The following is a 15,525-nucleotide window of genomic DNA, read 5'->3' as shown; positions in this document are numbered from 1 at the left end:
TGTTAAAAGGAGCGGTTTTTAAATGATAAAAGTAGTGTTTATGGGAACACCGGACTTTTCAGTGCCGGTGCTTCGTCGTCTTATTGAAGATGGCTATGAGGTAGTAGGTGTTGTGACGCAACCTGATCGTCCAGTAGGTAGAAAAAAAGTATTAACACCTACACCTGTTAAAGTTGAAGCGGAAAAACATGGTATCCCTGTGTTACAGCCGTTAAAAATTCGTGAAAAAGATGAATATGAAAAAGTATTGGCATTAGAGCCAGATTTAATTGTAACAGCTGCATTTGGGCAGATTGTACCAAATGAAATTTTAGAAGCACCGAAGTATGGATGTATTAATGTTCACGCTTCTTTACTTCCTGAACTTCGTGGTGGTGCACCAATTCATTATGCAATTATGGAAGGTAAAGAAAAAACAGGTATTACAATTATGTATATGGTAGAAAAATTGGATGCTGGTGATATCTTAACGCAAGTGGAAGTTGAAATTGAAGAGCGTGAAACGACAGGCTCATTATTTGATAAATTAAGTGAAGCAGGAGCACACCTTCTATCCAAAACAGTACCTTTATTAATCCAAGGTAAGTTAGAACCGATTAAACAAAACGAAGAAGAAGTAACGTTTGCGTACAATATAAAACGTGAGCAAGAGAAAATTGATTGGACAAAAACAGGTGAAGAAGTATACAATCACATTCGCGGATTGAATCCATGGCCAGTTGCTTATACAACTTTAGCGGGACAAGTTGTTAAAGTATGGTGGGGAGAAAAAGTGCCTATAACTGAACCGGCTGAAGCAGGTACGATTGTTGCAATCGAAGAAGATGGTTTTGTTGTAGCAACGAGTAATGAAACAGGTGTTAAAATTACTGAATTGCAACCTTCTGGTAAAAAGCGTATGAGTTGTTCACAATTTTTACGTGGAACAAAACCTGAAATTGGAACGAAGTTAGGAGAAAATGCATGAGACAAAATGTTCGTGAATTAGCTCTTGATGGTTTAATTCAAGTGGAAAAAAGTGGTGCATATAGCAACTTACTTTTAAATAATCTAATTGAAAAAAGTGCAATTGATAGAAAAGATATTGGTTTATTAACTGAAATTGTATATGGAACGATTCAACGTCGTGACACATTAGATTATTATTTACAGCCTTTTTTAAAAAAGAAGGTTGAGGCGTGGGTAAGAGTATTGCTTCGCTTATCTTTATATCAAATGATTTATTTAGACCGAGTGCCAGAAAGAGCGGCTATTCATGAAGCGGTTGAGATTGCAAAGCGTCGCGGGCATAAAGGAATTGCTGGTATGGTGAACGGTGTATTACGTTCGATTCAGAGAGAAGGTGTACCTTCTGTAGATGAAATCAAGGATCCAGTAGAACGTCTTGCAATTACAACAAGTCATCCAGTTTGGCTTGTCCAAGAGTGGACTTCAGAATACGGTTTAGAAACTGCAGAAAAAATGTGCGAAGTAAACATGTTACCCCCTGTACCAACAGCGCGTGTGAATGTTGATAAGGTAACGGTAGAAGAAGCGATTGAGTTGTTGGCAAGTGAAGGTATAGAAGCAAAAAGTGGTGACTTATCAGATGATGCAATTCAGATTGAAAGAGGAAATGTAGCGCATACAGAAGCGTTTAAAAAAGGATTTCTTTCTATTCAAGATGAAAGTTCTATGCTTGTAGCACGCGCTTTAGAACCGAATACGGGAGATGCAGTTCTTGATAGTTGTGCTGCTCCAGGCGGAAAAACAACGCATATCGCGGAACGATTAAAGGGAACTGGTAAGGTCATGTCCCTTGATTTACATGCACACAAAGTACGTTTAATTAAACAGCAAGCAGAGCGACTTGGTCTAGAAAATGTCGAAACTAAAGCGCTAGATGCTAGAAAAGTGCAAGAGCACTTTGCAAATGAAACGTTTGATAAAATATTGGTAGATGCACCGTGTTCTGGATTTGGTGTAATTAGACGTAAGCCTGATATTAAGTTAGGAAAAGATAAAGGCGATAGTGAAAGATTATCGACGATTCAAATTGCAATACTAGAAAAAATAGCACCATTATTAAAACAAGGCGGTCGTCTTGTTTATAGTACGTGCACAATTGAGAAAATAGAAAATGAACAAGTAATAGAGAAATTTTTACAAGAACATCTTGAATTTGAATGGGATACTACGCTTAAAGAGCGTATGCCAGAAAAATTAACTCCGTATATTGATGAAGGTCAAGTACAAATTTTACCGCATTATTTTGCGACGGATGGCTTTTATATTGCTTGTTTAAGGAAGAAGGTGTAGCATCATGGAAACGACTGTAAGAAAACAAAAGAAAAATTTAGAAACGAAGAAACCATCAATTTACTCTTTACAACTTCATGAAATGCAAGATTGGTTAAAGGAACAAGGAGAACCGAAGTTCCGTGCTGGACAAATTTTTGATTGGTTATATAAAAAACGTGTAAAAAATTATGAGGATATGTCAAACCTTTCTAAAGGATTGCGTGATAAATTGTCGAATTCCTTTGATATTACTACTTTAAACACGTTAGTAAAACAAACGTCTTCGGATGGAACAATTAAATTCTTATTCCAATTATATGACGGATATTCTATTGAAACGGTATTAATGCGACACGAATATGGAAATTCCATTTGTGTAACAACGCAAGTGGGTTGTCGTATTGGGTGTACGTTCTGTGCTTCGACACTTGGTGGATTAAAGCGAAACCTAGAAGCTGGAGAAATCGTAGCGCAAGTAGTAGAAGTTCAGCGTGCGCTTGATGAAACGGAAGAACGTGTAAGTTCTCTTGTTGTTATGGGGATTGGAGAACCATTTGATAACTATGATAATTTAATGGGATTCTTACGCATCATTAACCATGAAAAAGGACTTCATATTGGTGCGAGACATATGACTGTTTCGACGAGTGGAATTATCCCGAAAATTTATAAGTTTGCTGAAGAAGATCTACAAATTAATTTTGCGATTTCATTGCATGCTCCAAACTCAGAATTACGTTCAAAATTAATGCCGATTAACCGTGCTTATAAATTACCAGATTTAATGGAAGCTATTAAATACTATGTAAATAGAACAGGGCGTCGTATTACTTTTGAATATGGATTATTTGGAGGAGAAAATGACCAAGTAGAGCATGCTGAAGAGCTTGCTGCGCTCTTAAAAGGTGTAAAATGTCATGTGAACTTGATTCCGGTAAACTACGTACCTGAACGTGATTATGTACGTACGCCACGTGAACAAATTTTCTTGTTCGAGAAAACGTTAAAAGATCGTGGAGTGAATGTAACGATTCGCCGTGAACAAGGTCATGATATTGATGCAGCCTGCGGTCAGTTGCGTGCGAAGGAGCGCAAAGAAGAGACGAGGTGACGAGATGAAAGCCGTATTTCTATCGGATAAAGGAAAAGTTCGTCAACATAATGAAGATAGTGCAGGAGTTTTTCACAATTTAGATGGAAATGTATTAGCGGTAGTAGCAGATGGAATGGGAGGTCATCGAGCTGGTGATGTAGCTAGCTCGATGGCCATTCAATTATTCCATGATTATTGGAAGCAAACACATAATATGAATGAGCCGAAAAAAGTAGAACAATGGTTACATACTAGTGTTGGGATTATTAATGAGCGTATATATGAATACGCTCAGCAAAATGCAGAATGTAATGGTATGGGAACAACGCTTATAATAGCTGTTTGTACACCAAGCTTTGTGACAATAGGGCATATAGGAGATAGTCGTTGCTATATGGTATCAGAAGGAGAAATGACGCTAGTAACGGAAGATCATTCACTTGTAAATGAGCTTGTGAAACATGGTGAAATTTCAAAGGAAGACGCAGAGTATCATCCGAAAAAGAATGTGTTATTAAGAGCATTAGGAACAGAAGAAAAAGTTGGGTTAGATGTTAAAACGTTGGTGATTGAGGAAGATGATCAATTACTTCTTTGCTCTGATGGGTTATCAAACAAAGTTTCTATTGATGATATGCGACAAATTTTACAGTTAAATGAACAGCTTGAAGGTAAAGGGCAGTGTCTCATTCAATTGGCAAATGATCGCGGTGGAGAAGATAATATCACACTTGTTCTTATTGATTATGCGGGTTCGACAAACGAAAGTAGGTGAAGTGCAACGTGCTGATTGGAAAACGCTTAAATGACCGTTATAAGCTGCTGAAAATGATTGGTGGTGGCGGAATGGCCAATGTATATTTAGCTCATGATGATATACTTGGCCGAGATGTAGCGGTAAAAATATTAAGACTCGACTACTCAAATAACGAAGAGTTTATTAAACGTTTCCATCGAGAAGCGCAGTCTGTTACAACGTTGTCGCATCCAAATATTGTGAATATGTATGATGTCGGAGAAGAAGATGGTATATACTATCTTGTCATGGAATATGTACCAGGGCAAACATTGAAGCAATACATAATTGAGCGAGGGATGTTACCTATAGGAGAAGCTCTTGATATTATGGAGCAGTTAACATCCGCTATGGCACATGCCCATCATTTTGAAATTGTGCATCGTGATATAAAGCCGCACAATATTTTAATTCGAGCTGATGGAATAATAAAAGTAACAGATTTTGGAATTGCGACAGCTACAAGTGCAACAACAATTACACATACAAATTCAGTGCTCGGTTCAGTCCATTATTTATCACCAGAACAGGCACGTGGCGGGATAGCAAATAAACAATCAGATATCTATTCTCTTGGAATAGTTATGTTTGAATTGTTAACAGGAAGACAACCGTTTTCTGGCGAATCTGCTGTTGCTATAGCTTTAAAACATTTACAAAGTGAAATCCCATCACCAAAAAGATGGAATGAAAATATTCCGCAAAGTGTTGAAAATATTATATTAAAGGCAACTGCAAAAGATCCGTTTCACCGATATCAATCTGCCAATGCGATGAAGCGAGATATTGAAACTGCGCTATATCCAGAGAGGATAAATGAGCAACCATTTTACATACCGGAAGATATGGAAGCGACGAAAGCGATTCCGATTATTCAACAAGAACAATTATTTGAAAATGTAAGTGATGAAACGATTGTTTTAAAAGGGAGTAAGGTGGAAGAACCGATAAGAGCAGAAGCAGCTGAGTTAGATAAGAAGAAAAAACGGAGTAACAAGTGGCTTAAAGTTTTAATTTCAACATTTTTATTTTTAGCAATAGGAATAACATTAGCACTTACGGTTATTCCAGGATTATTTATTCCGAAAGATGTGAAAGTTCCTGATGTGGCTGGTATGAAATACACGACAGCTGTAAATACATTAGTAGAAAAGGGCTTTGAGGTGACGGAGCCTAATATTGTATATACAGATGATGTTGAAGTTGGGGATGTAATAAAAACGGACCCTGTAGCAGGAAGAGTCGTAAAAGAAAACGCTAAAATTACTATCTATCAATCAGGTGGAAAAAAGAAAAGTAAGATGGCAAATTTCACAGGTCAAAACTTTGAGAGTGTAAAAGCTGAGTTAGAAGAAAAATATAAACAAGTTACGGTAAATTATATTGAAAATGATAAGCCGAAAGGTGAAATTGTAGAACAAATTCCGACGCCTGATCAGATGGTTATAGAAGCGGAGCAAGAACTGAAAATCTGGGTAAGTAAAGGGCCTTATCAAATTAGACCAGGTGACTTTTCGGGGTGGACTGAAAATAGTGTAACTGGTTATTTGAATGAGAGAAAACTAACGTCAGATATAAAACGAGAGTATTCAGATACAGTCGAAAAAGGACTTGTAATTTCGCAATTTCCAAAACCAGGTACACCATTAAAAGAGGGAGATAAAGTAACTATTATTATCTCTGATGGTCAAAAGCCTAAAGTGACTAAAACGGTAAAAGTGGACAATATCTCTATCCCATATGAGCCTGCTGTAACAGGTGAAAAAAAGCCGCAAACAATAGAAATTTATAAAGAAGACATGCAGCAAAAAATGGATAGACCGGTTGAAACGAGAACAATTACTGAATCAGCGACTATTTCTTTAGAATTTGTAATTCAAGAAGGTTCAAAGGGACACTATAAAATTGTACGGGATGGAGTAACGATTATTGATAAAGAAGTACCATATCCAACTCAATAATAGTGAAAGTCTACTTATTATTATTGCCTGTTATGCTGTCTACAAAGTGGACGGTATAGCAGGCAAAAATATATGATTCAAAAAGCTAGTAAAGTGATGCAGCTGTAAATATTTTTTTGCATTTAATGGGAAATTCAATGTATATTAGCGAAAGTATATATGGTAGGTTTTGAAATCGTTATTTGGAAAATTTAAATCCATTCATTTTTAAATTCAGCATCACCTTATACAAAAAAGGAGAATTCTATGCCAGAAGGAAAAATTATAAAAGCTTTAAGTGGGTTTTATTACGTGCAGCATGAAGAAGGGGTTACGCAATGTCGTGGGCGAGGTGTATTTAGAAAAAATAAAATTACACCACTTGTAGGAGACCAAGTTGTTTTTCAGGCAGATAATCCAACTGAAGGTTATGTGCTTGAAGTGTTTGATCGAAAAAATGAACTTGTTAGACCTCCTATTGCTAATGTCGATCAAGCGATCCTTGTGTTCTCTGCAGTAGAACCAGATTTTAATCCTGGACTGTTAGATCGATTTTTAGTGCTGATTGAATATCATAACATTAAGCCAATTATTTGTATTAGCAAGATGGATTTAGTAGATGAAAAGATGAAAGCAACTGTTGAAGCTTATGCGAATGATTATCGTGAGATGGGTTATGATGTTTTATTTACTTCTATTAATACGTCAGAAAGTATTGATATATTAAAACCATACTTAGAAAATTGTGTTTCTGTCGTTGCGGGCCAATCTGGTGTTGGGAAATCTTCAATGCTTAATGTGCTACGTCCAGAATTAGAGCTGAAAACAAATGATATTTCTTCCCATTTAGGACGCGGGAAGCATACGACAAGACACGTAGAATTAATTGCAATTGGGAGTGGACTAGTAGCAGATACACCGGGTTTTAGTTCACTAGATTTCATTGATATAGAAGTAGAAGATCTTACATATTGTTTTCCAGAGTTGAAAGAAGCGAGCCAATACTGTAAATTTAGAGGGTGTACACATCTTTCTGAACCGAAATGTGCGGTGAAAGCTGCGGTTGAAGAAGGGAAGATTACAGAATATCGCTATAAGAACTATAAACAATTCGTAGAAGAAATTAGAGAGAGAAAGCCGAGGTATTAGTTATGATTAAAATTGCACCATCGATTTTATCAGCAGATTTTTCAAAATTAGGGGAAGAGATTAAAGATGTAGAAAAGGGCGGAGCGGATTACATTCACGTTGACGTAATGGATGGACATTTCGTACCAAATATTACGATTGGACCGTTAATTGTAGAAGCAATCCGTCCGATTACATCATTACCATTAGATGTACATTTAATGATTGAAAATCCTGATAACTATATCCCGACTTTCGCACAAGCGGGAGCGGATATTATTACTGTTCACGTAGAGGCGTGTCCGCATCTACATCGTACAATTCAGTTAATTAAATCTCATGGTATTAAAGCGGGCGTTGTATTAAATCCACATACGCCAGTTTCAGTGATTGAGCATGTATTAGAAGATATAGATATGGTATTACTTATGACAGTAAACCCTGGATTTGGTGGACAGAAGTTTATCCATTCTGTATTACCGAAAATTAAACAAGTTGCAGACATGGTGAAAGAGCGCAATCTAGAAGTGGAAATTGAAGTTGATGGTGGTGTAAATGCTGAAACAGCAAGACTTTGTGTGGAAGCAGGAGCAAATGTACTTGTAGCTGGGTCAGCAGTATACAATCAAAAAGACCGCGGTGAAGCAATTCGCGTAATTCGTGGGTAGTGATGAACTTTTATCCTAGTAAGGCATTTATAGGATAGGATAAAAATATGTAAAAAGGCAATCTACCGAATGGCAGATTGCCTTTTTACAATGGGAGGAGAAGAAAAAATGATTATTCATATTTTGGCAGGAGGACCTTCGGAATATTGCGCAGATTTTGCTCGATACGAGAATGAGGAAGTAGTGTGGGCAGCGGTTGATAGGGGAGTATACCGTCTATTAAAGAAAGGGATTACCCCGGCTGTTGCGTTTGGAGATTACGATTCAGTTACTGAAGAAGAATTAGTATGGATGGGACAGCAAACGAACGAATTACATATTGTTCCGCGGGAAAAAGATCAAACGGATTTAGAAATTGCAATCAACTGGGCATTAGAACAGAAGCCGGCACTAATTCGTATTTTTGGTGCTACTGGTGGAAGGTTTGATCACGGTTTGGCAAATATACAGATGCTTTTAAAAGGGTTAGAAGTAGAGATAGAAATGTGTATTGTGGACAATAAAAATGAAATAACAGTTAAAAAAATGGGTACACATATAATTGAAGAAAATAAAAATTTTCCTTATGTATCTTTTGTACCAGTTACTGAAATAGTGGAAGGGATTACATTGTTTGGTTTTAAGTACCCTCTTACTAATAAAACAATAGAGTGGGGATCAACACTTTGTATTAGTAACGAACTCGTTGAGGAAAAAGGTACTTTTTCATTTACTTCTGGCATATTAATGTTGATAAGAAGCACTGATTGAAGAAACAATTTTGCTCCTTACATCATATAGTGACCAAGTGGAGTAATGGGGATTAGGAGGGAAACCATGAGATTTTATACAATTAAGTTACCTAAATTTCTTGGTGGAATAGTTCGTGCAATGTTAAATACCTTCAAAAAAGATTAAAAAAAGCACCTATCACCGGTGCTTTTTCCATTGTTATAGTAAAAAAAGAGCCTATCGGCTCTTTTTTTTATTATTAAACACGTTCGATTTTGCCAGATTTTAATGCTCTAGCAGAAACGTAAACACGTTGAACTTTTCCGTCGATGCGTACGCGAACTTTTTGAAGGTTAGCGCCCCATTTACGTTTTGTAGCGTTCATTGCGTGAGAACGAGAGTTACCAGAACGAGCTTTTCTTCCAGTAATAGCACAAACACGAGCCATTTATATTTCCCTCCCTTGATACCTTACCATACGTAATTTTTCAATGTTAGTCTTTTATGCGATGCTAAAAACACTACTATAATTTAACACAACTAAAAAGAGAATGCAACACCGTAGAAAAAAGAAATCAAGAAAATTTACTTGACACTATATGTCAATGAAGAAAAGTTGAAATCCATAAAAATTGCTTGACATATTATAGTGGTACATGTTGTATAATAACAATGGACTATTTTGCTCATCATAAAAAAGTGTAATTTAAAACATAAAATATGAGAGTGAAAAGAAAGAACGATGGAATTTTCTTTAAAAAGATTATATGATAGTAACTAAAGTAGTCTAGCTCACTTTCACCATTTATGAAGGGGGAAACGAGATGTCAATTGAAATTAAAACGAAGTACGGTCAAATTGATATTAGTACAGATGTAATTGCAACAATTGCTGGAGGTGCCGCGGTAGATTGCTACGGTATCGTAGGTATGGCATCAAAAAATCAGTTAAAAGATGGATTAACAGACATTTTACGAAAAGAAAACTTCACTAGAGGTGTTATTGTTCGTAAAGATGAAGATGAAGTACATATTGATATGTATATTATTGTGAGCTATGGTACGAAAATTTCAGAAGTGGCACATAATGTGCAGACGAAAGTGAAATATACATTAGATCAAACTGTAGGACTAGCAGTAGATTCTGTAAACATCTACGTACAAGGAGTTAAAGTAATAAACTTGTAATGTGCATTAAGGAGGAAAATCTGTGTCAATTCAAAAAATTGATGGAAAACGTTTATCACAAATGATCATGCAAGGAGCGAATAATTTAACAAACAATGTTCAGCTTGTTGATGCATTAAACGTATTTCCAGTTCCAGATGGCGATACCGGTACAAACATGAACTTATCTATGACTTCAGGTGCGCGTGAAGTGAAAGCAAACCCTTCACAGCATGCTGGTAAAGTCGGCGTAAGTTTAGCCAAAGGATTATTAATGGGAGCTCGTGGTAACTCTGGAGTTATTTTATCTCAGTTGTTCCGTGGTTTCTCTAAATCCATTGAACAAAAAGAAGAATTAACAACAGTTGATTTTGCTGCAGCACTAGAAGCTGGAGTAGAGGCGGCTTATAAAGCGGTTATGAAACCGATTGAAGGAACGATTTTAACGGTTGCAAGAGAAACGGGTAAATATGCAGTAACAGTTGCGAAAAAACAGCGCGACTTTGTTTTGTTTATGGAAGACGTTGTGAAAGAAGCAAACGCATCGTTAAATCGTACGCCAGATTTATTACCTGTATTAAAACAAGTTGGCGTTGTAGATAGCGGTGGTAAAGGTCTTGTAGTGGTATACGAAGGATTTTTAGCTGACTTAAAAGGAGAAACGATTTCTTCTGATGCACCGACGCAACCATCTATGAATGAAATGGTACGCGCAGAACATCACCGTAGTGTACAAAGCCAATTGAGTACAGAAGATATTAAGTATGGATATTGTACGGAATTCATGGTGAAATTAGAGGCTGAAAAGGTGAAAGAGCATAATTTCTCTGAACAAAAATTCCGTGAAGATATTAGTGTATATGGTGATTCTCTACTAGTTGTGTCTGATGATGAAATTGTAAAAGTTCATATCCATGCAGAACATCCTGGAGACGCTATGAACTACGGGCAAAAATACGGTAGTTTAATTAAGATTAAAGTAGAAAATATGCGTGAACAGCATACTGCTTTATTAGATGAACCTACTATGGTTCCTGAACAACCAGCTCAATCGAAAGAAAAACAACCATATGGTATCGTAACTGTAGCTATGGGGTCTGGTATTAAAACTTTATTTGAGAGCATCGGCGCAACGAAAGTTATCGAAGGTGGTCAAACGATGAATCCAAGTACGGAGGATATCGTGAAGGCAATTGAAGAAGCAAATGCTGAAAAAATCATTATTTTACCGAATAACGGAAATATTGTAATGGCAGCAGAACAAGCGGCATCAGTTGTAGATCAAGAAGTTATTGTTGTTCGTTCGAAAACAGTTCCTCAAGGTATGGCAGCAATGTTAGCATTTAACCCAGTTGGAACGTTAGAAGAGAATGAAGAAAACATGCAAGAAGCTTTATCTCATGTGAAAACAGGTCAAATTACGTATGCTGTACGTGATACGGAAATTGATGGTGTAGCAATTCAAAAAGATGATTTCATGTGTATTGCAGATGGGAAAATTGTATCTACAAATGCTGAAAAAGTAGGAGCTGCGAAGCAATTACTAGAAGCGCTTATTGATGAAGATTCTGAAATCGTAACGATTCTACAAGGTGAAGATGCAACTGACGAAGAAGTAGCGGAGTTAGTTGAATTTGTAGAAGAGAAATTTGAAGATGCAGAAGTAGAAGTGCATGCTGGAAACCAACCAGTGTATTCTTTCATCTTCTCTGTAGAATAAGATAAGATTCGTTTTGAAAATAAATGGATTACTTACTTGCTAATGGATAAGAAGTAGTAATATGAAGTTTATTACTAGTTTTTATTCAAAAGGCTAGCATATTGAAGAGAGAAAAGAGCCTTGCTGCTAATAGTGAGGCTCTTTTTTACTTGTTTTATATAAGGGATTTGAGTAGTTTCTCTTAGAATGCCTATGATAGAATATATAAGGTGAAAGAGAGCGATTACAGATGCTAATTGGTACTCAAATAAAATGCAATAAAGAAAATAATGTGACGGGGTGTGAGAATCTTGAATGATGTTGTACAAGTTCCTGTTACGGATGTAAAGGGGATCGGAGGAGAAACATCTGAGTTACTACATGAGATGGGTATTTATACAGTTTCTCATCTATTAGAACATTTTCCATACCGTTATGAAGATTATGCGATGAAAGATCTTGCTGAAGTAAAGCATGATGAACGTGTAACGGTTGAAGGGAAGATTCATAGTGCTCCTTTGCTGCAATATTATGGTAAGAAGAAATCGCGTTTAACAGTTCGTGTTCTCGTCGGTCGTTATTTAATTACGGCGGTATGTTTTAATAGGCCTTACTATAAGCAAAAATTAAAGTTAGATGAAACGGTAACGATTACTGGTAAATGGGATCAACATCGTCAAACAATTGCTGTATCAGAACTTCATTTTGGGCCGGTTGTACGTCAACAAGAAGTGGAACCTGTTTATTCAGTAAAGGGGAAACTTACAGTAAAACAGATGCGTCGTTTTATTGCTCAAGCGTTAAAGGAATATGGAGATTCTATAGTCGAAGTGTTACCGGATGGTTTGTTAGGGCGATATAAATTATTACCAAGATATGAAGCGCTTAGGGCATTGCATTTTCCGGTAGGACAGGAAGATTTGAAGCAAGCGCGTCGCCGTTTTGTATATGAAGAATTTTTCTTATTTCAGCTGAAAATGCAAACGCTCCGGAAAATGGAGAGGGAAAATTCAAAAGGGACGAAGAAAGAAATTCCGTCAGTAGAATTACAAGAATTTATCGATGCACTGCCGTTTCCATTAACGGGTGCGCAGCGCCGAGTTGTAGATGAAATTTTGAAAGATATGACATCTCCTTATCGGATGAACCGACTATTGCAAGGTGACGTTGGTTCTGGGAAAACAGTTGTTGCTGCGATTGGCCTTTATGCATCGAAATTAGCTCATTATCAAGGTGCTTTAATGGTTCCTACAGAAATTTTAGCTGAGCAACATTATCAGTCGCTTGCTGAAACGTTTTCGCATTTTGGTATGAAGGTGGAACTGTTAACAAGTTCTGTTAAAGGTGCGAGACGTCGAGAAATTTTAGCGAAGTTAGAACAAGGAGAAATAGATATTCTTGTTGGAACGCATGCCTTAATTCAAGATGAAGTTATATTTCATAGGTTGGGTCTCGTTATTACAGATGAACAGCATCGATTTGGTGTAGCGCAGCGCCGAGTTTTACGGGAGAAAGGTGAAAGTCCAGATGTATTATTTATGACAGCGACACCAATTCCGCGTACGCTTGCAATTACTGCATTTGGAGAGATGGATGTTTCGATAATCGATGAGATGCCAGCAGGTAGAAAGGTGATTGAAACATATTGGGCAAAACATGATATGTTAGATCGCGTTCTCGGTTTTGTTGAAAAGGAGATAAAAAAAGGAAGACAGGCATACGTTATTTGTCCTCTAATTGAAGAATCTGAGAAACTTGATGTGCAAAATGCTATCGACTTACATAGTATGCTGACGCATCATTACCAAGGGAAATGCCAAGTTGGATTGATGCATGGGAGATTATCGTCTCAGGAAAAAGAAGAGATAATGGGACAGTTTAGTGAAAATAAAGTGCAAATTCTTGTATCGACAACAGTTGTTGAAGTAGGTGTGAACGTACCGAATGCGACTGTAATGGTTATTTATGATGCAGAACGTTTCGGTTTATCGCAGCTTCATCAGCTTAGAGGGCGTGTCGGCCGTGGTAGTGAGCAATCATATTGTTTATTAATAGCAGACCCTAAATCAGAAACAGGGAAAGAAAGAATGCGCATAATGACTGAAACAAATGATGGATTTGTATTGTCAGAAAAAGATTTAGAATTACGAGGTCCTGGAGATTTCTTTGGGAGTAAGCAAAGTGGCTTACCAGAATTTAAGGTTGCTGACATGGTACATGATTATCGAGCGTTAGAAACAGCAAGGCAAGATGCGGCGATACTAGTAGATTCAGAAGCGTTTTGGCACAATGATCAGTACGCTGCCTTGCGTACGTATCTTGATGGGACAGGTGTGTTCCAAGGAGAGAAGCTCGATTAAAGGGAGTCAACAAAAGTTTTTGTTGCATTCTACTTTTAATGATTATATACTACTGTTAGTACCTAGTCATAAAAATGGATGGTGCGGTATGAAAAAAAGAAGAAGTAAAAAAGAAAGACAAGAGTTATTACAACAAACAATCGAATCAAATCCTTTTATTACGGATGAAGATTTAGCGGAAAAATTTCAAGTGAGTATACAAACAGTACGACTTGATCGTATGGAATTGTCTATTCCTGAATTAAGAGAGAGAATTAAACATGTAGCTACAAAGCAACATGAAGAAGATGTGAAATCTTTACCGTTAGAAGAGGTTGTTGGAGAAATTATTGATATTGAATTAGATAGACATGCAATCTCTATCTTTGAAGTAAAGGTAGAACATGTATTTAAAAGAAATCAAATTGCCCGTGGGCATCATCTGTTTGCGCAAGCAAACTCACTAGCTGTTGCAGTTATTGATGAAGAATTAGCTTTAACTGCAAAGTCTACCATTCGATACATTCGCCCTGTAAAATTAGGAGAGCGTGTTGTTGCAAAAGCGCGCGTTGAAGATGTAGAGAATGATAAGGGACGGACGGTTGTCAAAGTGCGTAGCTTCGTTGGAGAAGAACTTGTTTTTACAGGCACTTTTGAAATGTATCGATCTAGTAATTATAGTGAGGAAGGTAACAACTTATGAAAATCGCAATAGATGCAATGGGCGGAGATCACGCTCCAAAGGCTGTAGTATTAGGGGCAATGAAAGCTATTAAGGAATATTCTGATTTACATATTACGTTAGTAGGGAAAGAAGAGGAAATTCGTCAATACTTAACGAGTGATGAACGAATTACTATTCTTCATACAGACGAAAAAATAGAATCAACGGAGGAACCAGTAAGAGCGGTTCGTCGAAAAAAACAAGCTTCAATGGTGCTTGCGGCACAACAAGTAAAGGATGGAGAAGCAGACGCTTGTATATCCGCAGGTAGTACAGGAGCTTTAATGGCAGCTGGATTATTTGTTGTCGGTCGTATGGAAGGAATTGAGCGACCAGCTTTATCGCCTACAATGCCAACTGTAGATGGAAAAGGTTTTGTTATGTTAGATGTTGGAGCAAATGTTGATGCAAAACCAATTCATTTATATCAATATGCAGTAATGGGATCTGTTTATGCTGAGAAGGTAAGAGGAATTGAAAATCCTCGCGTTGGACTATTAAACGTTGGAACAGAGGATGGAAAAGGAAACGAGCTTTCAAAGCAAGTATTTGCAATGCTTAAAGATGCGCCAATTAATTTCGTTGGGAACATTGAATCAAGAGATTTATTGCAAGGTGTAGCAGATGTTGTTGTATGTGATGGTTTTACAGGGAATGTAGCGTTGAAATCATTAGAGGGAACAGCACTTGCGCTATTCTCTATGTTGAAAGAACAATTAATGAGTTCATTTACGAGTAAATTAGCAGCGGCGGTATTAAAGCCAAAACTTATGGTATTAAAAGATAAAATGGATTATTCGGAGTATGGAGGAGCTGCATTATTTGGATTGAAAGCACCTGTCATTAAGGCTCACGGTTCTTCTAATGACCAGTCGATATTTAGTGCGATTCGTCAAACGAGAGAAATGGTAGCGAAAGAAGTAATTCCTACAATTTCAAGCGTAATGGAGAAAGAGTCACTCCAATAAGAGGAGGATTTGA

At 37.1% G+C, this 15,525-nt stretch carries 15 protein-coding genes; 14 read left to right on the top strand and 1 reads right to left on the bottom strand.

What is annotated here, in order from left to right:
• Window positions 1–22: 22 nt before the first annotated feature.
• The 9 genes from fmt (at window position 23) to spoVM (ending at window position 8,802) form a co-directional block, all read left to right on the top strand.
• A complete protein-coding gene (gene fmt / locus QO049_RS11120) occupies window positions 23–967 on the top strand; it encodes a methionyl-tRNA formyltransferase (protein ID WP_000598804.1) in 945 nt (314 codons plus the stop codon).
• Window positions 964–2,298: a 16S rRNA (cytosine(967)-C(5))-methyltransferase RsmB gene (rsmB, locus tag QO049_RS11115; protein ID WP_246961021.1), complete on the top strand. Its 1,335-nt coding sequence runs from the start codon at window positions 964–966 to the stop codon at window positions 2,296–2,298. The genes fmt and rsmB overlap by 4 nt, the downstream gene beginning before the upstream one ends.
• A gap of 4 nt (window positions 2,299–2,302) precedes the next feature.
• Window positions 2,303–3,391 carry a dual-specificity RNA methyltransferase RlmN gene (gene rlmN, locus QO049_RS11110; RefSeq protein ID WP_000450541.1) on the top strand — a complete coding sequence of 363 codons (1,089 nt, stop codon included), beginning with the start codon at window positions 2,303–2,305 and terminating at the stop codon, window positions 3,389–3,391.
• A 4-nt stretch (window positions 3,392–3,395) separates the two neighbouring features.
• Window positions 3,396–4,148, top strand: coding sequence for a Stp1/IreP family PP2C-type Ser/Thr phosphatase (locus QO049_RS11105; RefSeq protein ID WP_000648703.1), 753 nt, complete (start codon window positions 3,396–3,398; stop codon window positions 4,146–4,148).
• Window positions 4,149–4,156: 8 nt separating this feature from the next.
• Entirely contained in the window at window positions 4,157–6,130 is a 1,974-nt protein-coding gene (pknB, locus tag QO049_RS11100; protein ID WP_000904748.1) for a Stk1 family PASTA domain-containing Ser/Thr kinase, read from the top strand.
• A gap of 246 nt (window positions 6,131–6,376) precedes the next feature.
• Entirely contained in the window at window positions 6,377–7,258 is an 882-nt protein-coding gene (rsgA, locus tag QO049_RS11095; protein WP_001113932.1) for a ribosome small subunit-dependent GTPase A, read from the top strand.
• Window positions 7,259–7,260: 2 nt separating this feature from the next.
• Window positions 7,261–7,905, top strand: a complete 645-nt coding sequence (rpe, locus tag QO049_RS11090; RefSeq protein ID WP_000589974.1) for a ribulose-phosphate 3-epimerase — start codon at window positions 7,261–7,263, stop codon at window positions 7,903–7,905.
• Between the two features lie 69 nt (window positions 7,906–7,974).
• Entirely contained in the window at window positions 7,975–8,655 is a 681-nt protein-coding gene (locus tag QO049_RS11085; RefSeq protein WP_246961018.1) for a thiamine diphosphokinase, read from the top strand.
• A 66-nt stretch (window positions 8,656–8,721) separates the two neighbouring features.
• A complete protein-coding gene (gene spoVM, locus QO049_RS11080) occupies window positions 8,722–8,802 on the top strand; it encodes a stage V sporulation protein SpoVM (protein ID WP_001213599.1) in 81 nt (26 codons plus the stop codon).
• 73 nt (window positions 8,803–8,875) lie between these two features.
• Here spoVM and rpmB read toward each other — a convergent pair whose 3' ends face one another.
• On the bottom strand, window positions 8,876–9,064 hold the full coding sequence (rpmB, locus tag QO049_RS11075; RefSeq protein ID WP_000124776.1) for a 50S ribosomal protein L28: 189 nt from the start codon (window positions 9,062–9,064) through the stop codon (window positions 8,876–8,878).
• A gap of 376 nt (window positions 9,065–9,440) precedes the next feature.
• Here rpmB and QO049_RS11070 point away from each other — a divergent pair, with 376 nt between their 5' ends.
• The 5 genes from QO049_RS11070 (at window position 9,441) to plsX (ending at window position 15,512) form a co-directional block, all read left to right on the top strand.
• The gene (locus tag QO049_RS11070; RefSeq protein WP_000021109.1) at window positions 9,441–9,803 is read left to right on the top strand and encodes an Asp23/Gls24 family envelope stress response protein; all 363 of its coding nucleotides are present in this window, start codon (window positions 9,441–9,443) and stop codon (window positions 9,801–9,803) included.
• Between the two features lie 22 nt (window positions 9,804–9,825).
• Entirely contained in the window at window positions 9,826–11,502 is a 1,677-nt protein-coding gene (locus QO049_RS11065; protein ID WP_000027129.1) for a DAK2 domain-containing protein, read from the top strand.
• Window positions 11,503–11,792: 290 nt separating this feature from the next.
• Window positions 11,793–13,841 (top strand): ATP-dependent DNA helicase RecG, encoded by a 2,049-nt coding sequence (gene recG / locus QO049_RS11060; RefSeq protein WP_001000813.1) that lies wholly within the window; start codon window positions 11,793–11,795, stop codon window positions 13,839–13,841.
• An 88-nt stretch (window positions 13,842–13,929) separates the two neighbouring features.
• Window positions 13,930–14,523 (top strand): transcription factor FapR, encoded by a 594-nt coding sequence (fapR, locus tag QO049_RS11055; RefSeq protein WP_000747349.1) that lies wholly within the window; start codon window positions 13,930–13,932, stop codon window positions 14,521–14,523.
• Complete coding sequence (gene plsX, locus QO049_RS11050; protein ID WP_000684098.1) at window positions 14,520–15,512, top strand: phosphate acyltransferase PlsX; 993 nt, start codon at window positions 14,520–14,522, stop codon at window positions 15,510–15,512. Before fapR ends, plsX begins: the two co-directional genes overlap by 4 nt.
• The last annotated feature ends 13 nt before the right edge of the window (window positions 15,513–15,525 follow it).

This window comes from Bacillus sp. RB3 (assembly GCF_030164735.1).
In the GTDB taxonomy this organism is placed as follows: domain Bacteria; phylum Bacillota; class Bacilli; order Bacillales; family Bacillaceae_G; genus Bacillus_A; species Bacillus_A cereus.
This window is presented reverse-complemented; position numbering and strand designations above follow the sequence as displayed.